The sequence below is a fragment of the Plantactinospora solaniradicis genome, assembly GCF_042658085.1.
GTDB lineage: Bacteria > Actinomycetota > Actinomycetes > Mycobacteriales > Micromonosporaceae > Plantactinospora > Plantactinospora solaniradicis.
Genome location: NZ_JBHSPR010000007.1, coordinates 125129 through 150733, shown reverse-complemented (window position 1 = coordinate 150733; position 25605 = coordinate 125129). Strand labels below are relative to the sequence as shown.

Sequence of the window (25605 nt, the reverse complement as noted above, 5' to 3'; positions counted from 1 at the left end):
CGCCATCACGGTGCGTGCGGTACGCCCGGTACGCTTCGGGCACTGTCCGGCGCTGACAGTACGCTCCCGGACGTGAAACGATCATGCTTGTCGGTGGTGGGTGTCGCTCTGCTTCTCGTCCTGGCCGGTTGTGGGGCCGGGACGTCAGGGGCGGCTGCCACCCCCACTCCCCCCGAGGACGTCTTCGGGCGAAAGGCCTGCGAGGCGAACGACGCGGCCCTGGACCAGATGCAGCCCGACAACCCGGACGTGATGCTGGCGGTCGTGCGGGACGCCCGCCAGTCCACCAACAAGGACATCGTCCTCGGAGCCAAGCTCCTCAACGCGCGGATCGACTCGGTGGTGTACTACAAGGGCACGGGCACCAACAGCGAAGATTACAGCGCCGTGGAGCTGATCAACGAGTCGTTGGCGTTCAACGACCGGTGCCACGCCGCTGGCCTCCTGCCCGCATCGGCATCACCCCCGCCGGCGGATCCGGCTAACCCGGACCTGCTGTCGGTGTCCCGCGCCAGCGGATCCGTCGACAACCTCCACATGATGGGGGTGGAGAAGTCGGGGGCCTGGACCTACCTCGACCCGGAGAAGGATCCAGAGGAGACCCGGGGCCAGCTCACCCCGGAGCAGAACCGTCAGTTGCTGGCGCTGTTCGCCGATCCTGGCCGGGGCGCCGAGGACGGATGGCAGCCGTTGGACCCGAACTGCGCCGAGCGAGTCGTGTACCTCGTGAGCACACCGGACGGTGGCGGCACCAGATGGGACATCTGCGGCCCGGAGCCGAGGGTGTACGGGGCGATCTACCGGCTGTTGGCCGAGGCGACGCCGTTCTGAGATGACCGTTGTGCCGTACGCCGACGGGTTGAACGCGGTCCGGCCCGGCCGCTTGTGGCGGCCGGGCCGGATGCGGGTGCCTGGATCAGGCTGGTAGCCGCCAGACCTGGTTGGCGCCGCCGAAGCAGTCCCAGATCTGCAGCCGGGTGCCGTCGGCAGAACTGTTGTCGGTGGCGTCCAGGCACTTGTTCGAGGTCGGGTTGCGCAGCGTGCCGTTGCTCTGCGCCTGCCAGACCTGCGCTCCGGTGCCGTTGCAGTCGTAGAGCTGCACCTTCGCGCCGTTCGTGGTGGCGGCGGCGGTGATGTCGGCACACTTGCCGAGCGCCCGCAGCGTGTTGTCGGTGCCGACCGTCCAGCGCTGGGCGGTGCTGCCGTTGCAGGCGAAGAGCTGGACCGCCGCGCCGTTGGCGCTGGAGGCCGCCGCGACGTCGACGCACTTGCCGCCGATGCCGGTGATCTGCCCGGTCCGGCCGCCGGTCGGCGGCGGGGTCGTGCCGCCCATCACCGTGTCGTAGATGGCGCTGACCAGTGAGGTGGCGTTGTTGGTGTCCTGGGAGAGTTCCCAGTTCATCATGCCGCCGGCGTTGGCCAGGGCCCACTGAGTCTTACGCTTCACCGTCGGGATGCCGTTGTAGCACTGCTGCGCGCCACCGGCGGTGGTGCAGTCCCGGTTGGCGTTCGCCGGATCCATCGCGACGAGCGCGGAGTAGGTGTAGTACCCGGGCCGGCTGTAGAACGGTACGCCCAGCACCGCCTTGCTGGCCGGCAGGCCACGGGACTTCCAGATGTTGACGCTGTTGATCGACCAGTCGTAGTTGGCGTGCGGGCTGCCGCCGTCGTACGCCATGATGTTGAGCCAGTCGACGTAGCCGAAGACGGCCGGCTGCACTCCGTTCACGGTGCCGCCCTCGGAGACGACGGCGGCGGTCAGCAGCTTGCCGCGACTGCGCAACTGGCCGCTCAACTGCTGCATCAGCGCGGTGTAGTTGTTGGCCGAGGTGCCCGGGTCCGGGTACTCCCAGTCCATGTCGACGCCGTCCAGGTTGTACTGGGTGACGAAGCTGATCACGCTGTTCACGAACGTGGTCCGGCTGGACGCGTTGCCGGCCAGCGCCTCGAAGGCCGAGTCGTCGCCGTCGTTCCAGCCGCCGATCGCGATCGACACCTTGACGTTGCTGCCGTGGGCCCGCGACACGAGTGCGGAGAGCTTGCTCGGGTTCTCCACCGCCCGCAGCGTCCCGTTCGCGTTCGGCAGGACGAAGGCGTAGTTGATGTGCGTCAGCTTGCCGTACTGGACGGTGTTGACGTCGCCGGCCCAGCTCGGCATGTAGCCGACGCTCTTGAAGTTGTTGGGCAGGACGACGGCCTCGGCGGGGGAGTCCGGGGCGATGGCGAGGGTGGTCCCGGCGGCTGCGGTGGCGAGCGCGAGCGCCCCGGCGGACAGCATGGAGCGGACGCCGCGGCGACGTCCCGGCGGGTGGGCCTGCTCGGCGCTCATGGTGGATGACATCAACGATCCCTTCTGTAGCTGGCGCCTCAGTGGATCGATCGGACCCGTGCGCTGCCGCCCGCCCTTCGGCGTGGGCGGGCGGAGCGGGGGTTGCTGGAGAGGCGTCGGGTGCCGGGGGTGGGCAGGTTCCGGCGCCTCTGCCGGCGGGGCGGGTGGGGATCGATGTGGCTGAGTGGCTGAAACATTAGGAAAGTTAACTAATAATGTCAATGCACCGATGTTCAGGAGTTGCGGTCGGGCCGCTTAAGCGTCGTGGCACCGGGTAGGAGGAAAGTCGGTCCGGAGGGACCGCCTCGGGAGCGACGAGCGAGGAGGAACCGGGATGAAGACCACTTGGAAGCCGATCGACCAGCACGGCGTGATCAGCAGTAAGCAGTCTCGGGAGTTGCCGGACAGCGCGTTCGCGTTCCCGGGCAAGCGCAAGGAACCGCTCACCGACGCCTCGCACGTACGTAACGCCCTGGCCCGGTTCGACCAGACGCACGGCGTCAGCGACGCCGAGCGCGACCAGGCGTTCGCGAACATTCTCGCGGCGGCGAAGCACTACGACATCCAGGTCGCCGAGTCCGACTGGCGGCAACTGGGCAAGCGGCCGCACACGCCGAACCCGGCGCACTGACGCCCGCCGGAGTGGTCTGCCGTCGTTCACTCCCCGGCGTCGCCCCCGATGACCTCGATATGATCAAATTCAGTCGTGGACATCGAGCGGTGCTGGGAGATCGTCGAGGCGGCGCGGGCCGAAGCCGGCACGGAGTGGAACGAGCTGGACGAGCGGCTTGAGCGGGCGTTGGTCGACCAGTTGGTGCGGTTGCCGTTGAGCGACATCGTCGCGTTCGAGGTCCGCTTCGAACAGCTTCGGTCGCGTGTCGACCGCGAAGACCTGTTCATGGCCGCCTTCCTGATTCACCACGGCTGTGGCGACGACTCGTTCACCGACTTCTGCGCCGGAGTCGTCGGGCTTGGCCGGAACTGGTACGCCCGGGCCCTGGCCGATCCTGACAACCTCGCCGGACATCCAGCCGTCCAGGGCGTCGCCGCCGGCACGGTAAACACCAGTGTCCTGCTGACCACGGGCTTCCAGTTCGCGCCGCTGCACGCGTACGAGCAACTCTCCGAGGGAGATGACGGCGCGTACTACCAGGCCCTGGCCGCTGCCGGGGAGTCGGTGTCCGGCGACGACAGCCCGCCCGATCCGTTTCCTCCGCTGCCACGGCGGCTGGAACGGCTCGCGGCCATGTTCCCGCAGCAGCAGGTACTCCTCGACCAGTTCTACCCGGCCCTGACCGGGGCTCCCGACGGGCCGACCGGGTCTGGAAGGTCCGACGGGGAAGACGCAGCGGACTGGCTGTGAGCATGGCGGGGTCGGCACGGCCGCATGGCGGCGGCGTGCCCTTCGACCCGGTCACGGGGGCAGGGCCCGTTCCGGTCCGGGCGGGTCAAGCCGGCTCCTGTGGTCATGGCGCCGATGGAAGCGAGGAGACGAGGTGACCCTCGCCGAGATTGTGGTGATCGCGCTCGCCGGGTTCGTCGCGGGCACGATCAACGCCGTCGCCGGGGGCGGCTCACTGCTCTCTTTCCCCGCGTTGCTGTGGCTGGGCCTGCCGCCGCTGGCGGCCAACGTCACCAACACGGTCGGGCTGCTACCCGGCTACCTCGGCACCGCGCTCGCGTACCGCCGGGAGTTGGCCGGTCAGCGCCGGCTCGCCGTGGTCAGCGGCCTGGTCGCGCTGGTCGGGGCCGGGCTGGGGGCGGCGCTGCTGCTTCTGCTGCCGCCCGACGTGTTCACCCGGGCCGTACCGTTCCTACTGGTCGCAGGCTGTGTCCTGATCGTCGTCCAGCCGAGGCTGTCCCGGCTGCTCCGGGCGCGTACCCGCACCGAGGGCGCGCATCCGGTCTGGACGTACGGCGGCATCCTCGTCGCCGGGGCGTACGGCGCCTACTTCGGCGCGGGTCTCGGCGTCATGCTGTTCGCGGTTCTCGCCACCGTACTCAACCTGGCCCTGCAGGAGGTCAACGCGATCAAGGGCTGGCTGTCACTGTTGATCAATACGCTGGCCGCCATCGCGTTCGCGGTCTTCGGGCCCGTGCACTGGGTGGCCGTGCTGGTGCTCGCCACCACGAGCCTTGCCGGCGGGCACCTCGGCGGTCGGCTGGCCCGGCGCCTGTCCGACCAGGTGCTCCGGCTCTGCGTCCTGGCGGTCGGCATTGCCAGCGCCAGCTGGCTCGTCGCCACGAGCTGACCCCAGCGTCGAGGGTCAGGCGGCCCGGTGGTGGCTGCGTGCCTGCGCCGTACGCGGCCGGCTGCGGACCAGCCGTAGGCGTGGCGGCGCGGGGACCTCGTCCTCCTCGAAGGTGGCCCGCCACGCCGATCCGGTCCGCCGCTCGTGCCGGCTGGGCGGCCCGCCCGACTCGAAGGTCGGTCGGGACAGTCCGAGAATGATCAGATAGCCGGCCAGGATGAGCCCGTGGCTGAGGATCCGGCCGACGTCGACCCGTCCGGCTATCGCGTCGTTGGTGGAGAGCAGCGTGAGGACGGCGACGAACGCGGTGAGCGTCGGCACCAGGCCCAGCGGCCGGGTCCGGCGGATCGCGATCCAGGCAAATCCGGCACCGAGCGCGACGTTCCAGGCGGCCGACTCGTGCCAGAGATGGTTGGGGCCGCCGCCGAGGACGACATCGAGCCCGTGCGGATGGCCGACATCGCCGATCCCGGCGATCTGTGCCGCGCCGAGCAGGAACTGGGCAACGCCGACGACGCCGAGCGAGATGCGGAGCGCACCGGCGAGGCGCGCCCGGCCCGGACCCGGCACGGCCGCGAGGAGATCCTCGTCGACCGCCATCGGCGGCGGAACGACGCTGGTCCGGGCGAGCCGGTTGAGTGCCGTCGCCCGGTCCAGCCAGATCCGGCACTCCGCGCAGCCGGCGAGATGGCGATCTGCCGCAACCCGCTCCGCCGGCTGGTCCTCGCCGTCCAGCCGTGCCGACAAGGCTTCCCGATACTGTTCGCAGCCCACACTGACATAGTCGGCTGCCGGCTGGCCCTGGTTCCCGGCGGGGTACCGGTTCCTCCGGTTCTTCCGGCGTTTCCATGCCCACCGGGGGTATTCGAGGTGGCGGCCGGCCCGGGTAGTTTTGGGACATGCCTTCCCCCGGCGTCGAGAACGACGAGATCACCAGGTGGGCGCTGGCCGCCAAGGCCGGCGACCGGTCGGCGGCGGCGGCCTTCATCCGGGCCACCCAGCACGACGTGCACCGGTTCGTCTCGCACCTCGTCGGTGCGGGGGAGGCGGAGGACCTGACCCAGGAGACGTATCTGCGCGCGATGCGCGGCCTGCCGGGCTTCGCCGCCAGGTCGGCCGCGAAGACCTGGCTGCTGGCGATCGCCCGGCGGGCCTGCGCGGACCACATCCGGATGTCCATGCGGCGTCCCCGGGTGGCGTCGTTGCCGGACTGGCAACTGGCCGCCGACGCCGAACTCGCCCGGGAGAGCACCGGGTTCGAGGGCGCGGTCGAGTTGGCCCGGCTGTTGGCGGACCTTCCACGGGATCGCCGGGAGGCGTTCGTCGCGACCCAGGTGGCCGGGCTGAGCTACGCCGAGGCGGCCGAGGTCTGTGACTGCCCGGTCGGCACCATCCGGTCCAGGGTGGCCCGCGCCCGTGAGGATCTTGTCGCGGCGATGAGCTCGGACGGCTCCGGCCGGCGCCTCCGCTCGACCAGCTAGTACGGGATCCATGATCCCCTTGATCGACCGGACCATGATGGAGTCCGTATTTTCCGCCCACGAACTGGTCACCCTGGATGACCGCGCACTCGCCGCGATCGCGCACGAGCCGACCCGGACCTTCCTGCGGGAGGTCGGCCTGCCGGACCAGATTGGCTGGTTCGAGGCGACCCAGCGCCTTCTCGATGGCGACCTCCAGATCGGCGGCGATCCATGGCAGGCGGTCTCGCGGAGGTATCCGAGCTGTCCGTTCGACATGTCGGCCTGGTTGACCCTGGGCGGGATCGCCCTGGACGACGTCATCGTGGACACGGTCACGGGGGCGGTGTACTCCATCCCGGAGGACGGTGCGCCACACCTGCTCAACACGAGCATCGACGCGCTGGCGTACTTCCTGTACGCGCTCGAAGAGGAACGGCCTGAGTACGACGTCGAGGCCAGCACCGACGAGGGCGTCGACCCCGAGGGCGCCGAGCGGCGGCTGCTGTTCCGAATGCGCCAAGCAGACGCCGTCGCGATGGAGAATCCCGAATCGACCTGGTTCTTCGTCCTGCGGTACGTGCGCAATCTGCTTCAGGACTAGCGAAGTCGCGCGGACCTCCGTGGCCCGGACATCACGGACGCCGGCCCGGTTCGGCCCGTCGATCGGGCATCAGCCCTCCGTACCGTCCGGGATCTCGGACGCAGGACCGGCGATCGGCAGGCTGACCCGGAAGCTGGTACGTCCCGGTTCGGAGTCGACCCGGATGTCCCCGTGATGCTTGTTGACCACGATGCGGTACGAGATGTCCAGCCCGAGCCCGGTGCCGTCGCCGATCGGCTTCGTCGTGAAGAACGGTTCGAAGATCCGGGAGCGGACGTCGGCGGGGATCCCGGGTCCGGTGTCGGTGACCACCACCACGATCCGATCGTCCTTCCGCCCGGTGCGTACGGTCAGCACGCCGCTCTCCCCGATCGCGTAGAGCGCGTTGTCGATCAGGTTGGTCCACACCTGGTTGAGTTCGGCGGCGTAGACCGGGATCGCCGGCAGGCTGCGGTCGTACTCCCGGACCACCCGGACCCCGGGCTTGATCTTCGAGTTGAACATCGCCAGCGTGGCATCCAGCAGGTCGTGCACGTCGGCCGTCTGGTTCGGGGCCCGGTCGAGCTGGGAGTACTGCTTCGCCGCCCCGACCAGTCCGGTGATCCGGCCCAGGGCGTCGTCGATCTCGCCCAGCAGCAGCTCGGTCTCGACGGTGTACGTCAGCCACCGGATCGCCGGTTCCAGGTCGTCCGGCCGGACCGCCGCCGTGACCTGCTCCAGCCACGGTACGTCGATCCCACCGGCGGTCAGCGTGGGCGCCAGGTCCCAGCCGGCCGTGATGTCGTGCTCGTCCAGCCAGTCGGTCAGGGTGTCCTCGGCGTCGCTGGTCTCCAGGGGCGACAGGGTGGGCGCCGAGGCGGCCTTCTTGACGGCCGTCTCCTGGAGTTCGACCAGGCGTTGCAGCCGTTCGCCGTCGAGCCGGCCGTCGGCGATCATCGCGAGCTTGTGCCGCATCCCGGCCACCCGGTCCCGGAGCACCGACGTGGCCCGGACGGCGGCCGCCGCCGGATTGTTCAGTTCGTGGGTCAGCCCTGCCGACAGCGAACCGAGCGCCAGCAGGCGTTCCCGCTCGCCGACCACGGTCTGCGTGGTGCGCATGCCGAGGAACAGCCCGTCCAGCAGGTGCATCGCCATCGGGAACCAGCGCCGCATCGCGGTGGTGATCACCTCCGCCGGCAGTACGAAGAGCGTGACGTCGGTGATCGCCCGCATCCCCTGCAGGTACGTCTGCACCCGCTCCTCGTTCAGGTACGGCTGGGTCGCCCCGCCGTAGGCGCCACGCTGGTTCGTCCGGCTGAGCTCGACCCGGTCGCCGTGCACCAGCCGGGTCAGCGAGACGCTGCCGTCGAGCAGGACGTAGAAGCACTGCGCCGGTTCACCCTCGACGTAGATGTCGGCGCCGGCCGGCAGTCGCTTGATCCGCCCGTGTTCGTGGATGTACGCCAGCTTCTCGTCGTCCAGTGACTCGAACAGGAACAGCGTCCGTAGATCCTCGGTCGCCAGCCGTTCGCCCGCCTCGGTCATCTCGTCATCCGATCCGGAACTCGTTGCTCTGTGCCCGATAGCTTTGCTCTGTGCCCGATAGCTTCCTGCTACTCCGGGTCCTCACTGCGCGGCCAGGTACTGGTGGGCCAGTGAGACGACCATCGCACCCTCGCCGACGGCCGAGGCGACCCGCTTGATCGAGTCGGCCCGTACGTCTCCGGCCGCGAAGACCCCGGGCAGGCTCGACTCCAGCAGGTACGGCTCGCGGGGCAGCGCCCAGCCGGCCGGTCGCCGGCCGTCGCTGGCCAGGTCCGGGCCGGTGAGCACGTACCCCCGGGCGTCCCGGGCCACCACGTCGGCGAGCCAGTCCGTCCGGGGCTCCGCGCCGATGAAGACGAACAGCCAGGAGGCCTTGACACTGCGCTGCACGCCGAACCGGTTGTCGCAGATGGTGATCTGCTCCAGGTGGTCCGTGCCGTCGCCGCCGACCACCTCCGAGTGCGGGTGCACCTCGACGTTGTCGATCCGCTCGATCTGCTCGATCAGGTAGTGGGACATCGAGCGGCGCAGGTCGGGGCCGCGTACCAGCAGGTGTACCCGGCGGGCGTGCCGGGCGAAGTACACCGCCGCCTGCCCCGCCGAGTTCGCCCCGCCGACGATGTAGACGTCCTGCCCCGCACAGTTCGGCGCCTCGGTCGAGGCGGAGCCGTAGAAGACCCCGCGCCCGGTCAGTTCCGCCAGGCCGGGGGCGGTCAACTGGCGGTAGGAGACTCCGGTGGCGAGTACCACCGTGTGGGCGGCGATCGACGTACCGTCGCTGAACCGGAGCAGTCGGGTGGCGCCGGCCGCCTCCAGCCCGACGACGTCCCGGGCGGTCAGCAGCTCCGCGCCGAACTTCAGCGCCTGCCGACGGGCCCGGTCCGCGAGCTGCGCGCCGGACACCCCGTCGGGAAAGCCCAGATAGTTCTCGATCCGGCTGCTCTGACCCGCCTGCCCGCCGGTCGCCTGCCGTTCGACAAGCACCGTACGGAGCCCTTCGGAGGCGCCGTAGACGGCCGCCCCGAGCCCGGCTGGTCCGGCGCCGACCACCACCAGGTCGTAGAACTCGGCGGCCGGGGTGGTGGAGAAGCCGACGTGCCTGGCCAGCTCCGCCTCGGTCGGCTTGACCAGCGTGGTGCCGTCGGGGGTGATCACCACCGGCACGTCCTCGGCGCTGGCCTCGGCGGCGGCCAGCAACCGCCCGCCCTCGGGCTCGTCGGCCAGCAGCCACCGGTACGGCACGAGGTTGCGGGCCAGGAAGTCGCGGACCGCGAACGACGGCGCGGACCACCGGTGCCCGATGACCCGCACCTCGTTCGTCGTGGTCTCCGGGGTCGCCGCCCAGGCGTCGAGCAGGGCGTCGAGCACCGGGTAGAGCTTCTCCTCCGGCGGGTGCCACGGCTTGAGCAGGTAGTGGTCGAGGTCCACGACGTTGATCGCGTCGATCGCCGCGTCGGTGTCGGCGTAGGCGGTGAGCAGCACGCGGCGGGCCATCGGGAAGAGGTCCATCGCCGCTTCCAGGAACTGGATGCCGTTCATCTGCGGCATCCGGTAGTCCGCCAGCAGCACCGCGACCTGGTCGCCACGGAGTTTGACCTCCCGCAGCGCGGTCAGCGCCTCCTCGCCGGAGGACGCCCGGACCACCCGGTACCGGTCGCCGTACCGCCGCCGTACGTCGCGCGCCACCGCACGCGACACCGCGGGGTCGTCGTCGACCGTCAAGATCACCGGGTTCGCCATGCCCCAATAAAAGCACCCTGCCCCGCCCTCGACGAACGCCGGGGAGGTAAGGAAGGGCCCCTTCTTATCGTTTTCTGTAGAAGAAGGGCCCCTTCTTAACCAGGGTGGTCCGGCTGGATGAGGCGGATTCCGGCGATTGGCGGCTTGTTCAGGGCGGTCAGCGCCGTCGGGGCCTGGGACAGACCGATCGTCTGGGTGATCAGTTCCGCCGGGCGGAGCACGCCGGAGCCGACCAGCGCCAGCATCTCCGGGTACGCGTGTGCGGCCATCCCGTGGCTGCCGCGCAGCTCCAACTCGTACGCGATGACCCGGTCCATCGGCAGGGCGGTCCGGCCGCCTGCGGCGGGCAGCAGGCCGACCTGGACGTGCCGGCCCCGGCGCCGGAGGCTCTCGATCGACCCGACACAGGTCGGTTCGCTGCCCAGCGCGTCGATGGACAGGTGGGCGCCTCCGCCGGTGGCCTCCCGCACGGCGGCCGCCACCGCGCCCGGGCCGGGAAGCGCGGTGCCGTCCAGGCAGACCGTGGCGCCGAACCGGCGGGCCAGCTCCAGCGCGGCCGGTGCGACGTCCACCGCCACCACCCGGGCGCCACAGGCGGCCGCGATCATCACGGCGGAGAGCCCGACGCCGCCGCAGCCGTGCACCGCCACCCACTCGCCCGCGGACAACCGACCCTGGGTGACGACCGCCCGGAACGCGGTGGCGAAGCGGCAGCCGAGGGCGGCGGCGCCGGCGAAGCTGAGGTCGTCCGGCAGCCGGACCAGGTTGACGTCCGCGTGGTCGATGGCGACGAATTCGGCGTACGAGCCCCAGTGGGTGAAGCCCGGCTGAGTCTGCCGTTCGCAGACCTGCTGCGCTCCGGCGAGGCAGGACGGACAGCCGCCACAGGCGCAGACGAAGGGTACGGTCACCCGGTCACCGGCCCGCCACCCGCGTACCGCGGACCCGACCGCCGTCACCTCACCGGCGAACTCGTGGCCGGGCACGTGCGGCAGCCGGATGTCGGGATCATGGCCCTGCCAGCCGTGCCAGTCGCTGCGGCAGAGCCCGGTCGACGCCACCCTGACGACCACCCCGGTCGGCGTGGGGACCGGATCCGGCACCTCACGTACCTCCGGCTGGCCGCCGAACTCCTCGAACACCACCGCCCGCACGCGAGACATCCTCACATGCGCCTTCGGGATGTCGCGCGCCGCCTGGGGTGTTAGGAAGGGCCCCTTGTTATACAAAAAGCGATAACAAGGGGCCCTTCCTTACATCTCATTGGGCGGCGGCGTGGTCCTTGGCGACGCGGAGGAGTTCGATCAGGCCGGCGGCGTACTCCTGGGACTCGGCGTGAGCCTCGTCGAACGGCGGCTGGAAGCCGACGCCCTCCCACTCGCCGGTGGCGTCGTTCCACAGGTCGTTGCCGACCTCGAAGTCCCAGGCCAGGATGCCCAGCTCGTAGTAGAGCTGGTCGGCGGAGTTGCCGGCGGCCGAGTAGAGCACGTCGGCGACCGGGCCGGTCTGGGACGGCCAGGTCACCGTGCCCCGCTCGGTGGAGATCGCCCCGACGATCCGGCGGGCGCTGTCGAGGAACATCTTCGACTCGTCGATCGTCGGCCGGGGCAGCGTGATCCGGCCGTCCGCCTGGTACGCGCCCGGCGGCCACATGAAGTAGCCGCCGTAGCTGTGCACGTTCATCGCGAACTTGATGTTCGTGTGCGCCTTCGCCAGCGCGATGACGTTGCGGCTCTCCGCCTCCGACAGTTCGGCCGTGCCGGCGTAGGTGCCGGAGAGACAGTTGGTGCTGGCGCCGGTGTAGCCGTCGAAGAGCGACCCGACGGTGTAGTTGCGGTTGACGTCGACGCCCCACGAGTCCCGGTTGGCCGGGTCGCGCTGCGCCCCGGTGCAGTGGTTGACCAGGTTCTTGCGCTGGAAGTTGGCGTCGTGGAACGAGTAGTTCGCCCCGTCGGGGTTGACCGTCGGGATGACGAAGACGTCGACCGAGTCGAGCAGTTCCCGGGTCGCCGGATCGGTGCCGGCGTTGGCCAGCAGCCGCTCCGCGAACTCCAGGGTGACCAGCGGGGTGGCCCACTCCCTGGCATGCTCCTGCGAGTAGGCGAGTACGCCGATCCGGGAGCCGTCCCGGTGGGCACCGATCCGCAGCGCCTGCACCGTCCAGGGTTTCTTCGGCACCTCGCTGCCCTTCAGGCCGTCGTCCAGGCGTACCGGCCCGGCGATCGGCATCGGCAGCCCGGCGGAGCCGTCCTCCACGAACGCCGAGAACTGTTGCGGGTAACGGGCGGAGATGAAGGCGGCCACCTGGTCGGTGGTGCTGATGGTCGTGCCGGCGCCGTCGGTGGCGAGCGAGACGGTCAGTACCCGGTCCCGGTAGCTGGCCGACAGCGGCCGGTTCGCCCGGCCGGGGTCGACGGTCCGGACCTGTACGCCGTTCATGTTCTGTGCGCCGAACTTGACCGACTCGACCACGACGGCGGCGGCCGCCGGATCGCCGAGGTAGCCGGCGGCGGTGCGCCGGTAGCCCTGCGTCTGGTGCGGCAGGTCGATCACGTCGACCAGTTCCGGGTACTGCCGGGCCAGCCGGCGGATCCGGGACTGTACGTCGACCGGCGTCAGGTACGCGTCGATGAAGTCCTTCTGGTAGCCCTCCGGCAGGGCCGGCGGCGTGGCGTTCGGCCACTTCGCCGGCGTGCTCGGCCGGGCGGTGCCGCCGAGGCTGGAGGTCGCGGTGACCTGCGTCGGCCGGGCCGGCACCGCCTGCGGCACCGAGAAGTGGTACTGGTACTCGCCGGCGTCGGAGAACCGGGCCAGCGGGAACGATCCGGTCGTACCGTCGGCGGTCCGCCAGGTCACCGTGATCTCGACGTCCGGGTCCTCGGCGGCGGTGGTCGCCACCTGGGTCTGCAGGAAGGTCTTTCCGTTGGAGGTCCACCAGTAGCTCTGGAGGAAGTGCAGCGTGTCGACGGCGGCCACGGCGACGCCGCGACCCTCCGCCGGAGCCCGCAGCCCCTTGCTGGTCCGGGCCTGCGCGGCGCGCACGCTGTCGGCGTACCTCCGGGCGCCGTCGCCCTCCCGCTGTACGACCTGACGGGCCACCGCGCCCTGGGCGGTGAGCGCGGCCAGTTGCCGGCCGGTCAGCACCAGGTCGGCGAGGATCCGGCCATCCTGCTGCCGTGGCCGATTCGCGATGTCGGCCCCGTCGGCGAGGAGTTCCCGGAAGTGGGCCTCGTCGCGGAGTTCGACGCGGATCAGCGCGGTCTCGTCGGCGGCGAGCGTCACCGGAGCGGTTGCTCGGGCGGATACGGCGTCGGGCGCGGCCATCCCCGTTCCGGGATGTACGAGCGCCGCCGCGGTCAGCACCAGCGTGGCGGCGGTGGCCGTCCAGCATCGTCTGTTCAAGATGGACCTCCTGACGGGTCATCGAGGTGCGTGGGTACCAGACCAGTCTCTTGATCGACATATGTCAAGTCTTCGACGACCCGTCCGTCGTGGCTCGTCTCCGGTCCGCCGGATGACCACTATGGATCGACTGCGTTTCCCCGGAACGTCGGATCGGCGCCTCCGAAGTCCGATTGGTATTGTCGTTGATCTACGGATGCCCTTGCCGGGGCGGTGATAGTTTCTGGCACTTATCCGTTTCCGCCACCCGCCGGGACGACGGGCGGAGTGCCGGCCGGCGCCCGGAGGTGAACCGGTCTGGAGTGTACGGTGTCCCGGGGCCGGACGGCAGCCGTGCCAGTGGGTGTGACCAGGAGGCAAGTGCACCTCGCAACTTGCAACCTGGCTCTTGGCCGGGCGGCTGGCCGGCTGTGCGGAACCCTCGCCAGACGGGCAATACAATGGCACAAACCAATGGCTTGACTTACCGTCTGGCGCAGCGCATCGTGAGATTCCAGATGTCGTAGAAGTTGCGGGGCGGCACATTCTCGATGGGGTGAAGTATTGCCCGCTTCTCCTGCGACACCGCGCCATAGCGTGGGCCAGGAGGCGGCCATGGAACTCAGCCCGTTCGCTGGTACCTATCTCACCGATCCGGCCGCCGTCTGGCGGGACCTCCTGAACCGCCCCGAGGAGGTGCACTACGCCGATGACCTCGGGATGTGGCTGATCACCCGGCACGAGCACGTACGGCAGGCGTTCGGCGACGCGGAGAGCTTCGGCAACGCGTTGACCCTTGCCCCGGTGTACGAGATGTGTCCCGAGGCGCTGGCGGTGGTGATGCGGCTCGACGTACCGGCCACCACGGCCGCGGCGGACTCGCCGGTGCACACCCGGACCCGTCAGGCATTGCGGGCCACCTTCGCCAACACCGCGCCCCGGGTCTCGGCCCAGTACGGCCCGATCGTGCGTCGGCGGGTCGACGAGCTGGTCGCCGGGCTGGTCGATCGCAGGGGTGAGGTGGTCGACCTGATCCCCGAGTTCGCGGCCCTGCTGCCGCTGCTGGTGGTGGTCGACATCCTCGGCGTGCCGGACCGGGACGTGGCCCGGATCAGAAGCTGGGCGGACGGGCAGATCGCGCTGATCTGGGGCCAGCCCGAGCCGGCGGAGCAGGTACGGCTGGCCCGGGGGCTGTTGGATTTCTGGCACTACTGCCAGGACCTGGTGGCGCGGCGGATGGGCGGCGACCTGACCGGTGACGACTTCGTCAGCCGGGCGCTGCGCTACCGCGACGGTGACGACAGTGTGCTGACCGCGGCCGAGGTCGCCAGCATGGCGTTCAACCTGCTGGTGGCCGGGCACGAGACCACGGCCGGGTTGCTGGCCCACGGTCTGGAGCAGGCGCTCTCGGTGCCCGGCCGGTGGCGCCGGATGGCCGAGGAGCCGGACAGCGTGCCGGCGTTCCTGGAGGAGGCGTTGCGGTTCGGTCCGGCCATCGACGGCTGGCTGCGGGTGACGCTGCGGCCGGTGACGATCGGCGGAGTGACCATTCCGGCCGGTGCGCGTTGCCTGCTGGTCATCGGCGCCGCCAACCGTGATCCGGCGATGTTCGGCCACCCCGATCGCTTCGATCCGGACCGTCGGGATGCCAAGGATCACCTGTCCTTTGGTTACGGTCCGCATTTCTGCATCGGTGCCGCGCTCGCCCGGCTGGAGGCGCGGATCGCGCTCGTCCGGCTCGCGGAGACAATTCCCGGGCTTCGTCTGGCGCCCGGCCACGCGAGTGTCTACAAGCCCAATGTCGCGTTCCGTGCGCATCGGGTCCTGCCCGCCGTCGTCGATATCACGAGTGTCCCATGTGAACGGCGCGATGATCCACCGGAGGCGGTACCCGCACGCGCCGCGTAGCCAATCCCGTGTCAGATAAGCAATTCGGATGATGGTTCGCCCGGGTCATGTCGCGGCGGCATCCGCTTCGCGTACCCGGGCGTTCCGGTCGGCTGATGCTCGTCGACCCCGGCTCTGATCACCGCACGTCAGGCCTGCGCGCCCCGGTGACGTCCGGCCGCCCGGACCTGCTGACGGGCTCCCGGGAGAGCGGCCGGCGCCGCCCGGCCCCGTCCGCGCGCGGCTTGTGATCTTCGCCGGCCATTGCGGAGTGTCGCCATTCGCCGGTCGCGGCGGAAGGGATGAATCCGGGCAACAGGTGGCGACGTCGGGCCGTGTCCGAGATCATTTTCCTACCGTCAAGTAGATCGGCATGTGAGGTTTTTCAGTTGCCGGAAACGATAGGTGGCGCGTATGTCTTCACACCCGTGCGTCGGGCGGTGAGAATTGGCCCCGGCAAATGCCGGGTCATGATCTATGCCGCACGTCTCATGATCTGGCTCGACTGATCGAATCGCTGACCAACGAAGGTGAGCAAATGGACGCTGCGTCCTCGTCAGGTACTGCGGACTCGATGGCCACCCGACAGTTTCAACGGGAACTGCGCCGCTGGCGTACCCGCAAGGGACTGACCCAGCGCGCCCTCGCCGACCGGGTCCGGTTCAGCCGGGAGACGGTGGCGGCCGTGGAGGCGGGCCGCCGGTACGGCAGTCAGGAACTGGCCGTCCGCTGTGACGAGGCACTCGGTACCGGAGGTCTGCTCACCGCGCTCTGGCCCCGGGTGGCGCGCGAGCAGATCGCCGCCGACGGGCGCCGGGGCCCCCGCGCCACCGAGGTCGGGGGGTCGGCGGCGGAGCGGGATCTCGACCCCTTGCACGATCCACAGTCCGTGGTGGAGGCGATCGACGAGCTGCGGGAGCTGATCGACCACATGCTGCGGATCCACTTCCCGGCCGACCAGCACCCGCATCCGGAGGCGGACCACCACCAGCCGGCGCTGGCGGCGGGCGATCCGGCGACCGAGTCCCAGCCGCAGTCGGCGGAGTCGCGCCGACCGGGCGGAGAGCCGCATCGGCCCTTCACCGAGTCCCACCGACGTGGCCGGGTCGGTGCGCTGGGTCGTCGCCGCTGAGTTCGCGACGGTGGCATGACGGTCGATGGAAGCCGGTACGACCGACGGTCCGGGCGCCGGGTGGGCCTCGCTCGCTGCGGATGTAACTGCCTGTTCATCGGCGGGTACAGATAGTGGTACGAGCTGTTTGTACCACGGTTAACCCTGTTATCTGTCGGCCCTGTCCGGCGCAATGGGATTTGCTAACTGCAAGATGCAGATCCCCTCGATGACGAGCCGTGGGAGTCAGCCTTGGCCTCGACCACCAGATCCCACGCGGCCCGGCCCCAGCCCGTACGTCGACGGGGTTGGAAGATCGCCTCTCGGATGCGCATCATCGTGGCCGCACCACTGGTGGCGGTCGTCGGCTTCGCCGGGCTGGCGCTCGCGGACAGCGCCCGGCAGGCCGGGCAGGCCAGCGATCTCGGCGTGCTGGCCCAGCTGGGCGCGGAGGCGGGCCGGCTCGCCTACCAACTGCAACGGGAACGGGCCGCCGCCGCCGACCTGCTGACCTCGGCCAGCCCCCGGCAGCAGGACACCTACGCCCGGCAGTCCGGCGACACGGACGAGATCGTCGCGCGCTACCACCGGCAACGGGCGCTCGCCCCCGACGCGTCGTCCGGCCCGGCGGTGGTACTCGGACGGATCGACAAGGCGCTCGCCGCGCTGCCGCCACTGCGTACCCAGGTACGCACCGCAGCCCACGCCGCCGTCTCCGCCACCACCTTCAGCTACCGCATCATCATCGCGGACCTGCTCGCATACCGGGAATCCATCGCCCAGGGCGTCGTCTCGGCCGAGGTGGCCGACGGGATCCGGGCCGCCGCCGCGCTGTCGAAGACCGCGGAGGCGCTCGGCCAGCAGCAGGTCGCGGTGCTCCGGGCGATCGCCGCCGGGCAGTTGACCCCGGCGATGCAGCAGGACATCACCGCCGCCCGGACCGGGTTCACCGAGTCCAGCCTCTCCTTCCTCAGCCTCGCACCGCCGGACTGGAAGGTGTGGTGGGAGCAGGCGGGCAGCGGCAGGGAGGCGCTGGTCCTGCAACGCCTACAGGACCAGGTGTCCCGCGCGGAGATCGGTGCCCCGCTCGACGTCGCCACCAACGCCTGGATCGGCGCCACCCAGGGCTGGGCCACGCGCCTCTTCGAGGTGCAGCAGCGGGTCGACTCGGCCGTGCTGGACGACGTCGACGCGGCCCGGGTCGAACAGCGCTGGCGGGCGTTCGCCGAGGGCGCGGCGATGGCGGTGGCGCTCGGCTTGACCGTGCTGGTGACCTGGGCGGTCGCCCGACAGATCACCCGCCGGTTGCGGCGGCTGCGGGACGCGGCACACGTCGTCGCCTTCACCGAACTGCCGGCGATGGTCGCGGACCTGCGCAACATCGACAGCGCCGGGATCCAACCCGAGGCGCTCGCCCGGCAGTCGTCGTCGACGCTGGAGGCGTCCAGCGGGGACGAGATCGGCGAGGTCGGCCAGGCGTTCAGCGCCGTGCACCAGGCGGCCGTACGGACCGCCGCCGAGCAGGCGGTCATGCGGGCCAACACGGCCGACATCTTCGTCCATCTCAGCCGCCGGGAGCAGCGGCTGGTGGACGCCGTGCTCGCCCAGGTCGACCGGGTCGAGCGGGACGAGACCGACCCGGAACGCCTGCAACAGCTCTACACCCTGGACAGCCTGGCGACCCGGATGGGACGGATCAACGCCAGCCTTCTCGTGCTCGGCGGTGTGGGCGTCGGGCGGGTACGGCACGAGGACGTGCCGATGCAGAAGGTCGTACAGGCGGCGCTGTCCCAGATCGAGCACTACACCCGGGTCCGGATCGGGGTCGTGGACCCGGACGTGGCGGTGGCCGCCGACAAGGTGGACGAGGTGGTGCACCTGCTCGCCGAGCTGATGGACAACGCGACCGCGTACTCGCCGCCGGAGACCGAGGCCTGGGTGACCGCCCGCAGCCTGGGTGACCGGGTGATCGTCCAGGTCAGCGACGAAGGCGTCGGACTGTCGTTGCAGCGGCTGGCCCAACTCAACGACGTGCTGGCCAGACCACCGGCGACCGACGTCGCGGCGGTCCGGGCGATGGGTCTGGTCGTGGTCGGCCAGCTCGCCGGCCGCCTCGGTGTCGCCGTCGAACTCCGTCCTGGCCCCAAACTCGGCACGATCGCCGAGGTGTCGCTGCCCGCGTCGCTGATCCGGCCGATTCCACCCGAGAACCAACTGCTGGCACCCGGACGCCTGGCCACCGTTCCGGAGAGCCGGACCCGGGGCACCGCCACGCTCGCCCCACCCGCTCCGGCCGCCGCGAACGGCCCGGCGCGGAGACCGGCGACCGACCGGGCCCTGCCGGTCGGATCGGTCTTCCGGCCGACCCCCCCACATCCGGGCAGGGGGGACGACCCGACCCAGGAGCTTGTCATCTTCGAGCAGGTCAACAACTGGTTCCGTACCGACCGGCCGGGGGCCCCCGCCGCCACGGGCCCGGCCAACGGGGCCGGCAGCCCGGTCGGAGCGGGCGTCCCGGCCGGGCCGGCCACCCCGGCCCCGGCCGCCGCGCCGGAGCCCGGTGGCGGTGTTCCCAACGGCACGGGCGCCTCCAACGGGGCCGGCGGCTACGCCGCGGCGGGTTGGCAGACCCGGGCCGACGAGGGCTGGCGGGCCGCCACCGAACTGGTCAACCCCGACATCGTCGGGACCACCCCGTCGGGGCTCCCGATCCGTCAACCGCAGCGCCATCTCGTGCCGGGCGGCGTCGCGCCGCCGCGGGAGCAGCAGCCGGTCTCGGAGCACCGCGACCCGGCCGAGGTGGCCAACGCGATGGCCGCCTACGCCCGTGGCGTGGCCGCCCGCCGTCCCAAGCTGGTGAACGCCTCGGCGACAAGCGACGCGACAGGGAGTGCTACGTGACCAACCAACGAGATCTCGGCTGGATGCTGGACAGCTTCGTCGAGCGGGCCCCGGAGGTCAGCCACGCCATCGCGATCTCCAGCGACGGCCTGATGGTGGCGTCCACCCGGAACCTGCCACCGGACCGGGCCGATCAGCTCGCGGCGACCGGCAGCGGCCTGGTCAGCCTGCTCCGCGGCGCGGCCGGCTTCTTCGAGGCGGGTGCGGTGATCTCCAACGTCACCCAGCTCGAGGGCGGCTTCATGTTCTCGATGGCGTTCAACGACGGAGCCTCGCTGCTGGTTCTCGCGGCCCCCTCCTGTGACGTCGGCAAAGTCTCCTACGAGATGACGGAACTGGCGAATCGGATTGGAGACGTACTGACCCCCGCGGCCCGGGCCGTGGTGGCGCAGCGGCGCTGACCCTCGGTACCGGGTCCATTGCCGTGGACCCGGCCGATCTTCCCCAACACCCCCTTCCTCACCCCCTCTACTGGAGAAGTCATGCCTTTCCCCACCGGTATCAGCCGGCGTCGTGTCCTGACCGCCGCGCTGCTCGCCCTCGGGTTGACCGTGGCCAGCAGCGGCTGCAACAGCGGCAGTGACACGGGCGGCACACCGGACACGATAAAGATCGGTCTGCTCGCCTCACTGTCCGGCACCTACGAGGCCGTCGGCACGGAGATCCGCGACGGCTTCGAGCTGTACCTGAAGACCCACGACAACAAACTCGGCGGCCACAAGATCGACTTGATCGTCGCCGACGAGGGCAACGGCGCCCCCACCGCCGTACCCGCCGCGACCAAGCTGCTCAAGCAGGACCGGGTGCACGCCCTGACCGGCATCGTCGGCGGCGGTTCGGTGGCGGCGGTCGCGCCGGTGCTCGCCGAGGCGAAGATCCCGTTCGTCGGCTCGAACGGTCGCCCCGAACTCAAGGACGTGTCCCGGATCTGGACCACCTCCTACCTCTCCGACGAGACCGGCGCGGCGATCGCCGAGTACGTCCGGGACAACGTCAAGGGCGAGGTCTTCACCATCGGCCCGAACTACCAGGGCGGCTACGACCAGCTGCGCGGGTTCACCGACACCTTCAAGGAGATCGGCGGCAAGCTCGCCAACGAGGACGGCAAGACCCTCTGGACCCCGTTCCCGCAGACCACCAACTTCCTGCCGTACTTCGCGCAGATCAAGGCGTCCGGGGCCGAGGCCGTCTACACGTTCTACGCCGGCACCGCGGCGGTCGACTTCGTCAAGCAGTACGCCCAGTCCGAGATCAAGGACCTGCCGTTGTACGCGGCCGGGTTCCTGACCGAGGGCGGGGTGCTGAACGCCCAGGGCGAGGCGGCCCGGAACATCTACTCCGTACTCAACTACTCGCCCGACCTCGACAACGCGGAGAACCGGTCGTTCGTGGCGGCCTGGAAGGAAGACCACGACGGTTCACCGACCACCTACGCGATGGCCTCGTACGACGCGGCGGCGGTGCTGGACAAGGCGATCGGCGCGGCCGGCGAGAACCCGACGTCGGAGCAGATCAACAAGGCGATCTCCGAACTCGGGCAGATCAACAGCCCGCGCGGCACTTGGCAGTTCTCCAAGGAGACGCACTCGCCGGTGCAGAAGTGGTACCTGCGACAGGTCCGGCAGGACGGTCGGGCGCTCTCCAACACCGTTGTCGGTGACCTGGCGACCGTGGGCGGATGATGGTCAATGCGGCGCCGGTGCTCGGTCCGGTCGACCCGTACCTGATCCCGGCTCTGGACGGAGTCGCCTACGGGCTGCTGCTCTTCGTGGCGGCGTCCGGGTTGGTGTTCTGCTTCGGCGTGGCGAACATCCTCAACCTGGCGCACGGCACGTTGTACGCGATCGGCGCGTACACGGCGGCGGCGTTGCTGGACGGTGGCTGGGCGATGCTGCTGGTCGCGCTCGGCGTCGGAGTGGTCGCGTCGGCCGGTGCGGGAGGGCTGCTCGCCGGCCTGCTCGCACCGGTCGCCCGGCGCGACCACCTCACCCAGGCGCTGCTGACCTTCGGGGTCGCGCTGGCCGGCGGCAGCCTGCTGGTCACCGCGTTCGGCCCGGACAGCCTTCCGGTGCGGATTCCCGCCGCGCTGGACGGGTCGGTGGTACTGGCCGGGCACCGGTACGCCGCGTACCGGCTGGTGTTCATCGGCGTGGCGGCCCTGCTCGCGCTGCTGCTCTACCTGGCGGTGTCCCGGACCCGGGCCGGCATGCTGGTCCGGGCCGCCGTCGACGACGCCGACATGGTGGCCTGCCTCGGGGTGAATCCGGCCCGGATCCGGCTCGGCGTGCTCACCGCGGCCGGCGCGCTGGCCGGCGCGGCCGGGGTACTCGGCGCGCCGATCATCGGACCCGCGCCCACCACCGCCGACAACGTCCTGCTGCTCTCCCTCGTGGTGGTGGTGCTCGGCGGTCTCGGCTCGGTCCGGGGGACCCTGCTGGCCGCCCTCGCGGTCGGCGAGATCCAGAGCCTCGGCGTCGCGCTCGCTCCGACGGCCGCGCCGTTCCTGCTGTTCGCGGCCATGGCCGTGGTGCTCGCGGTCCGGGCCCGGGGCCTGTCCGGCCGATGGCTCCGGCCCCGGCTCGGAGGCACGGCGTGACGGCCCCGGCTCGGAGTCACGGCGTGACGGCCCCGGGTCGGAGTCACGGCGTGACCCCGGCCAGCCGGCGCTGGCTGATCCGGGCCGGCGGCGCCGGGTTGCTCGGCTACGCGATAGCGGTGCCCTGGCTGGTGGACACCTACACCACCTCGGTCTTCGCCCGCACCCTGGTGCTCGCGTTGGTGGGGGTGAGCGTGGCGCTGCTGACCGGGCTCGCCGGGCTGCCCACGCTCGGTCAGACCGGCCCGTTCGCGGCCGGCGCCTACGCCAGTGCCCTCGTCGCCATGCACGTCTCGTCGGTCGGGGTGGTGCAGGTGTTGACCGGGGCGCTGGCCGGCGGGCTGTTCGCGCTCCTCACGGTGCCGCTGGTGGTGTACGCCCGAGGCGTCGTCGTCCTGATGATTACCCTGGCCATCGGCGAACTGACGGTGACCGCCGCCAGTCGGTGGAGTTCCGTCACCGGAGGGACCGACGGCCTCGCCGGGATTCCGCCGATCCAGCCCGTCTGGGGCATGGCCGCACTCGACGGCGACCGGGCACGCTATCTGTACACGCTGGTCGTGGTCGGGGTGGTGATAGCGGCCATGGTGATGGTGTTACGTACGCCCGCGGGCCTGCTGCTGCGGGCCAGTCGGGACGACGAGGGGCGGATGCGCGCCTCCGGGCACCGGGTCACCGGTTACCTGGCGGTGGCCTTCACCGCCGCCGGGGCGGTGGCGGGGGTCGCCGGCTCGTTGCTGGTCACCGCCCAGCAGTACGTCTCGCCGGCCGACTTCGGCTTCGACGTCTCCGCCCTGCTGCTCCTCGGCGTGGTGATCGGCGGCGCGACGTCGATCGGCGGCGCGATAGCCGGTACCGCACTGGTCATCGCGGTCCGGGACTGGCTCTCCGGGCTGCTGCCCGGCCACGCGCCGCTGCTGCTCGGCGGGCTGTTCGTACTGACCGCCTATCTGTTCCCCCGTGGTGTGGCCGGCTTCGCCACCGACGTGGCCAGCCTGCTCCGGTCCCGCTCGGGAATGCGGAACGGAGGCGCGGTCCGGGCCGGACACGCGATCCGGGACGGGGACCGGGACGGGTACGGCCACCCGGACCGGCCGTCTCCGGCGGGGGTTGGCGCCACCACCCCGCCGGCACGCGGATCGGAGGCCGACGCGTGACCGCCCTGCTGACCGCCGAGGCGGTGACCCGGCGCTACGGTTCGCTGGTCGCGGTGAACCGGGTGGACCTCCGGGTCGGCGACGGGGAGCGGCACGCCCTGATCGGGCCCAACGGTGCCGGCAAGACCACCCTGCTCGACCTGATCGGTGGGGCGAGCCGGGTGGACGAGGGACGGATCGTCTTCGCGGGCCGGGACGTCACCCGGCTCGGCCCGGCCCGCCGGGCCCGGAGCGGCATCGGTCGGATCCACCAGCGACCGGCGGTCTGGCCGTCCCTGACCGTGCTGGAGAACGTCGTGGTGGCCGGCTGGCGGCAGGCCGGCGGATTCCGTGGCATGGGCACCCGGGGACGGTTCCGGCGGCGGCTGCGTGAGCCCGCGACGGAGCTGCTCGACCGGGTCGGACTCGCCGGCTCGGCACCGACGACGGCCGCGCACCTCTCGCACGGCGAACGCCGGCAACTGGAGATCGCGATGGCCCTGGCCGGTCGTCCCCGGCTGCTGCTGCTCGACGAGCCGGCCGCCGGACTCTCCGGGGTGGAGGTGCACCGGCTGGTCGAGCTGCTGGCGGCGCTGCCGCGCGAGATGTCGGTGCTGCTGGTCGAGCACCGGCTGGATCTGGTGTACGCGCTGGCCGACACCGTCACCGTGCTGCACGACGGTCGCCTGGTCGCCAGCGGCGTACCGGACGAGATCCGCAACGCGCCGGCCGTCCGGCGGGCGTACGCCGAGGCGGTGCGGTGATGTTGCGGGTGAGCGGCCTCTTCGCCGGGTACGACGGCGGCACCGTACTGCACGACGTCGACCTCGAGGTGGCGGCAGGTCGGGTACAGGCGCTGGTCGGCCGGAACGGCGCCGGCAAGAGCACCCTGGTGCACGCCATCGCGGGGCTGCTGCGCCCGTACCGGGGCGTGGTCTCGGTCGACGGGCGGGACCTGGCCGGTAGGCCGGCGCACCGGGTGGCCCGGGCCGGTGTGGGCCTGGTGCCGCAGGGACGCCGGGTGTTTCCCCGGCTGACGGTGGCCGAGCACCTGAGCCTCGCCGCGTCGGTCCGGCGGCCCGACGCCACCCGGTCCGGTCCGAACTGGACGGTGCCCGGGGTGCTGGAACTGCTGCCCCGACTGGCCGAGCGGCTGCGCCACCGTGGCAACCAGCTCTCCGGCGGCGAGCAGCAGATGTTGGCGATCGCCCGGGCGTTGCTGACCCAACCCCGGGTGCTGCTCCTCGACGAACCGGGCGAGGGGCTCGCCCCGGAGCTGGCGGCCCGGGTCCGGGAGGTCATCACCGGACTGGCCACGGCAGGACTGAGTGTCCTGCTCGTCGAACAACAACTACAGCACGCGGTCGAGGTCGCCGACCGGATCGCCGTGCTGGACTACGGCCGACTGGTCTTCGCTGACTCGACGGCCGCCGTGCGCGCCAACCCCGCCCCGGTGGAGGCGGTACTCAGTGTGGCGGGCACGGCCATCCCGGACCGGACCGGATCGGTTCCGTCCGGCCAGGAGTCGACCCCGATCGGGTCCGGCTCCGCCCGCTCCGTACCAACGGGAGGTACGAAGCGGCCCGCCCTTTTCCCCGACCCTTCGGAAGAAGACGCGCCCTCCTCAACACCCTCATCCGCATCCCCTTCCTCATCCGCACCCTGACGTCTCTCGTCGCAGTCTGACCCCGCGTCGCACCAGTGGCCCCCCGCGTTCCCCGGTGCCGACGCGCGATGACGCGTGGCCGGATCGTCGTCACTGATCACCGTCAAGGAGGTAACCGAACGTGACTACCACCCCTGTCAAGTCCGGCTACGCGTTCGACAACCGTTCGCCGGAAGCCGAGGCGCAGATGCGCGCACTGGAGGCGTTCCTCGATCCGATAACGGCGGACCGGCTGGCGCCGATCCTGGGACCCGGCGCAACCTGCTGGGAGCTGGGTGCCGGCGGCGGCTCGGTCGCCCGGCTGATGTCCCGGGTGGTCGGTCCCGGCGGCAGGGTCATCGCCACCGACATCGAACCGTCGCGCCTGACCCCGGCCGGCAACCTCGAGGTACGCCAGCACGACGTCCGGACCGGAGCGCCGGAGGGCGGCCCGTTCGACGTGATCCACGCCCGGCTGGTCCTGCTGCACCTGCCCGAGCGTCGGCGGGTACTGGCCGAGCTGATCGGCGCGCTGGCGCCCGGCGGCTGGCTGGTCGTCGAGGAGTTCGACTGTACGGCCGGACTGCGGGTCCTGGCCGCGCCGACCGACGACGCGGCGAAGCTCTTCCAGCAGGTGATGGAGGCGACGCTGGGCATCCTCCAGGACCGTGGTGCCGACCTGGCGTGGGCGCAGGACGTACACACCGAGATGGTGCTGGCCGGACTGACCGATGTGGACACCATCACCCACTCGCAGAGCTGGGCCGGCGGCTCGGCGGGGGCGTCGCTGCACGAGACGAACTCCCGTCAGCTCGAACCCCGACTGCTCGCCACCGGGCTCTCCCCGAACCAGTTGGAGGGCTTCCGCGAGTTGGCCAACGATCCGGCCTTCGCCTCGCTGTCGTACCAGTTCGTCTCGACCCGGGGCCGCCGGCCCGGCCGGGGCGCCGTGAACTGAACATCCCGGGCCAGCGGGCGGCGGGTCGGGGCCGATCGGCGGCCGTCTCCCTCCCCGGCGGCAGGCCGCAGGGCCCACCGA

At 71.0% G+C, this 25605-nt stretch carries 22 protein-coding genes; 16 read left to right on the top strand and 6 right to left on the bottom strand.

Annotated elements, in window-relative coordinates; all coding sequences use genetic code 11:
• The first annotated feature begins 72 nt into the window (after positions 1 to 72).
• The gene (locus ACFP2T_RS06790) at positions 73 to 831 is read left to right on the top strand and encodes a hypothetical protein (RefSeq protein WP_377418628.1); all 759 of its coding nucleotides are present in this window, start codon (positions 73 to 75) and stop codon (positions 829 to 831) included.
• An 85-nt stretch (positions 832 to 916) separates the two neighbouring features.
• Here ACFP2T_RS06790 and ACFP2T_RS06785 read toward each other — a convergent pair whose 3' ends face one another.
• The gene (locus tag ACFP2T_RS06785; protein WP_377418625.1) at positions 917 to 2341 is read right to left on the bottom strand and encodes a glycosyl hydrolase family 18 protein; all 1425 of its coding nucleotides are present in this window, start codon (positions 2339 to 2341) and stop codon (positions 917 to 919) included.
• A 322-nt stretch (positions 2342 to 2663) separates the two neighbouring features.
• On the opposite strand from ACFP2T_RS06785, the gene ACFP2T_RS06780 reads away from it, so the two are divergent.
• The 3 genes from ACFP2T_RS06780 to ACFP2T_RS06770 all read left to right on the top strand — a co-directional run bounded on the left by ACFP2T_RS06780 (position 2664) and on the right by ACFP2T_RS06770 (position 4581).
• The gene (locus ACFP2T_RS06780; protein ID WP_377418622.1) at positions 2664 to 2960 is read left to right on the top strand and encodes a DUF6582 domain-containing protein; all 297 of its coding nucleotides are present in this window, start codon (positions 2664 to 2666) and stop codon (positions 2958 to 2960) included.
• A gap of 75 nt (positions 2961 to 3035) precedes the next feature.
• Entirely contained in the window at positions 3036 to 3692 is a 657-nt protein-coding gene (locus tag ACFP2T_RS06775; protein ID WP_377418619.1) for a DUF4240 domain-containing protein, read from the top strand.
• A gap of 133 nt (positions 3693 to 3825) precedes the next feature.
• Complete coding sequence (locus tag ACFP2T_RS06770) at positions 3826 to 4581, top strand: sulfite exporter TauE/SafE family protein (RefSeq protein WP_377418616.1); 756 nt, start codon at positions 3826 to 3828, stop codon at positions 4579 to 4581.
• 15 nt (positions 4582 to 4596) lie between these two features.
• Here the strand turns inward: ACFP2T_RS06770 and ACFP2T_RS06765 are convergent, their stop codons facing one another.
• Complete coding sequence (locus ACFP2T_RS06765; protein ID WP_377418613.1) at positions 4597 to 5355, bottom strand: zf-HC2 domain-containing protein; 759 nt, start codon at positions 5353 to 5355, stop codon at positions 4597 to 4599.
• A gap of 125 nt (positions 5356 to 5480) precedes the next feature.
• Between ACFP2T_RS06765 and ACFP2T_RS06760 the strand changes: the two genes are divergently transcribed.
• Both ACFP2T_RS06760 and ACFP2T_RS06755 read left to right on the top strand, forming a co-directional pair.
• Positions 5481 to 6062 carry a sigma-70 family RNA polymerase sigma factor gene (locus ACFP2T_RS06760; protein ID WP_377418610.1) on the top strand — a complete coding sequence of 194 codons (582 nt, stop codon included), beginning with the start codon at positions 5481 to 5483 and terminating at the stop codon, positions 6060 to 6062.
• Positions 6063 to 6072: 10 nt separating this feature from the next.
• Positions 6073 to 6645, top strand: coding sequence for an SUKH-4 family immunity protein (locus ACFP2T_RS06755; RefSeq protein ID WP_377418607.1), 573 nt, complete (start codon positions 6073 to 6075; stop codon positions 6643 to 6645).
• Positions 6646 to 6714: 69 nt separating this feature from the next.
• Here the strand turns inward: ACFP2T_RS06755 and ACFP2T_RS06750 are convergent, their stop codons facing one another.
• From ACFP2T_RS06750 to ACFP2T_RS06735, 4 genes are all read right to left on the bottom strand, one after another.
• Positions 6715 to 8169 (bottom strand): ATP-binding protein, encoded by a 1455-nt coding sequence (locus ACFP2T_RS06750; RefSeq protein ID WP_377418604.1) that lies wholly within the window; start codon positions 8167 to 8169, stop codon positions 6715 to 6717.
• An 81-nt stretch (positions 8170 to 8250) separates the two neighbouring features.
• Positions 8251 to 9909, bottom strand: coding sequence for an NAD(P)/FAD-dependent oxidoreductase (locus ACFP2T_RS06745; RefSeq protein ID WP_377418600.1), 1659 nt, complete (start codon positions 9907 to 9909; stop codon positions 8251 to 8253).
• A gap of 95 nt (positions 9910 to 10004) precedes the next feature.
• Positions 10005 to 11072, bottom strand: coding sequence for a zinc-dependent alcohol dehydrogenase family protein (locus ACFP2T_RS06740; RefSeq protein WP_377418597.1), 1068 nt, complete (start codon positions 11070 to 11072; stop codon positions 10005 to 10007).
• Positions 11073 to 11169: 97 nt separating this feature from the next.
• On the bottom strand, positions 11170 to 13314 hold the full coding sequence (locus ACFP2T_RS06735; RefSeq protein ID WP_377419919.1) for a M14 family zinc carboxypeptidase: 2145 nt from the start codon (positions 13312 to 13314) through the stop codon (positions 11170 to 11172).
• Between the two features lie 591 nt (positions 13315 to 13905).
• Between ACFP2T_RS06735 and ACFP2T_RS06730 the strand changes: the two genes are divergently transcribed.
• The 10 genes from ACFP2T_RS06730 (at position 13906) to ACFP2T_RS06685 (ending at position 25524) form a co-directional block, all read left to right on the top strand.
• Positions 13906 to 15198: a cytochrome P450 gene (locus tag ACFP2T_RS06730; RefSeq protein WP_377418595.1), complete on the top strand. Its 1293-nt coding sequence runs from the start codon at positions 13906 to 13908 to the stop codon at positions 15196 to 15198.
• Between the two features lie 553 nt (positions 15199 to 15751).
• Entirely contained in the window at positions 15752 to 16309 is a 558-nt protein-coding gene (locus ACFP2T_RS06725) for a helix-turn-helix transcriptional regulator (RefSeq protein ID WP_377418592.1), read from the top strand.
• Between the two features lie 306 nt (positions 16310 to 16615).
• Entirely contained in the window at positions 16616 to 19189 is a 2574-nt protein-coding gene (locus ACFP2T_RS06720; protein WP_377418589.1) for a sensor histidine kinase, read from the top strand.
• Complete coding sequence (locus ACFP2T_RS06715; RefSeq protein WP_192770305.1) at positions 19186 to 19590, top strand: roadblock/LC7 domain-containing protein; 405 nt, start codon at positions 19186 to 19188, stop codon at positions 19588 to 19590. The genes ACFP2T_RS06720 and ACFP2T_RS06715 overlap by 4 nt, the downstream gene beginning before the upstream one ends.
• 81 nt (positions 19591 to 19671) lie before the next feature.
• Positions 19672 to 20871: an ABC transporter substrate-binding protein gene (locus ACFP2T_RS06710; protein ID WP_377418586.1), complete on the top strand. Its 1200-nt coding sequence runs from the start codon at positions 19672 to 19674 to the stop codon at positions 20869 to 20871.
• On the top strand, positions 20868 to 21785 hold the full coding sequence (locus ACFP2T_RS06705) for a branched-chain amino acid ABC transporter permease (RefSeq protein WP_377418584.1): 918 nt from the start codon (positions 20868 to 20870) through the stop codon (positions 21783 to 21785). The genes ACFP2T_RS06710 and ACFP2T_RS06705 overlap by 4 nt, the downstream gene beginning before the upstream one ends.
• Before the next feature lie 50 nt (positions 21786 to 21835).
• The gene (locus ACFP2T_RS06700; protein WP_377418581.1) at positions 21836 to 22942 is read left to right on the top strand and encodes a branched-chain amino acid ABC transporter permease; all 1107 of its coding nucleotides are present in this window, start codon (positions 21836 to 21838) and stop codon (positions 22940 to 22942) included.
• Positions 22939 to 23685: an ABC transporter ATP-binding protein gene (locus ACFP2T_RS06695; protein ID WP_377418578.1), complete on the top strand. Its 747-nt coding sequence runs from the start codon at positions 22939 to 22941 to the stop codon at positions 23683 to 23685. Before ACFP2T_RS06700 ends, ACFP2T_RS06695 begins: the two co-directional genes overlap by 4 nt.
• The gene (locus tag ACFP2T_RS06690; RefSeq protein ID WP_377418575.1) at positions 23685 to 24587 is read left to right on the top strand and encodes an ABC transporter ATP-binding protein; all 903 of its coding nucleotides are present in this window, start codon (positions 23685 to 23687) and stop codon (positions 24585 to 24587) included. The genes ACFP2T_RS06695 and ACFP2T_RS06690 overlap by 1 nt, the downstream gene beginning before the upstream one ends.
• Before the next feature lie 121 nt (positions 24588 to 24708).
• Complete coding sequence (locus tag ACFP2T_RS06685; protein ID WP_377418572.1) at positions 24709 to 25524, top strand: class I SAM-dependent methyltransferase; 816 nt, start codon at positions 24709 to 24711, stop codon at positions 25522 to 25524.
• The last annotated feature ends 81 nt before the right edge of the window (positions 25525 to 25605 follow it).

Coding starts and splice junctions, on each gene's coding strand:
- ACFP2T_RS06755 (WP_377418607.1), top strand. CDS start 6,073: ATGATCCCCTTGATCGACCGGACCATGATGGAGTCCGTATTTTCCGCC.
- ACFP2T_RS06785 (WP_377418625.1), bottom strand. CDS start 2,341: ATGTCATCCACCATGAGCGCCGAGCAGGCCCACCCGCCGGGACGTCGC.
- ACFP2T_RS06745 (WP_377418600.1), bottom strand. CDS start 9,909: ATGGCGAACCCGGTGATCTTGACGGTCGACGACGACCCCGCGGTGTCG.
- ACFP2T_RS06740 (WP_377418597.1), bottom strand. CDS start 11,072: ATGTCTCGCGTGCGGGCGGTGGTGTTCGAGGAGTTCGGCGGCCAGCCG.
- ACFP2T_RS06760 (WP_377418610.1), top strand. CDS start 5,481: ATGCCTTCCCCCGGCGTCGAGAACGACGAGATCACCAGGTGGGCGCTG.
- ACFP2T_RS06710 (WP_377418586.1), top strand. CDS start 19,672: ATGCCTTTCCCCACCGGTATCAGCCGGCGTCGTGTCCTGACCGCCGCG.
- ACFP2T_RS06730 (WP_377418595.1), top strand. CDS start 13,906: ATGGAACTCAGCCCGTTCGCTGGTACCTATCTCACCGATCCGGCCGCC.
- ACFP2T_RS06725 (WP_377418592.1), top strand. CDS start 15,752: ATGGCCACCCGACAGTTTCAACGGGAACTGCGCCGCTGGCGTACCCGC.
- ACFP2T_RS06690 (WP_377418575.1), top strand. CDS start 23,685: ATGTTGCGGGTGAGCGGCCTCTTCGCCGGGTACGACGGCGGCACCGTA.
- ACFP2T_RS06750 (WP_377418604.1), bottom strand. CDS start 8,169: ATGACCGAGGCGGGCGAACGGCTGGCGACCGAGGATCTACGGACGCTG.
- ACFP2T_RS06780 (WP_377418622.1), top strand. CDS start 2,664: ATGAAGACCACTTGGAAGCCGATCGACCAGCACGGCGTGATCAGCAGT.
- ACFP2T_RS06720 (WP_377418589.1), top strand. CDS start 16,616: ATGCGCATCATCGTGGCCGCACCACTGGTGGCGGTCGTCGGCTTCGCC.
- ACFP2T_RS06705 (WP_377418584.1), top strand. CDS start 20,868: ATGATGGTCAATGCGGCGCCGGTGCTCGGTCCGGTCGACCCGTACCTG.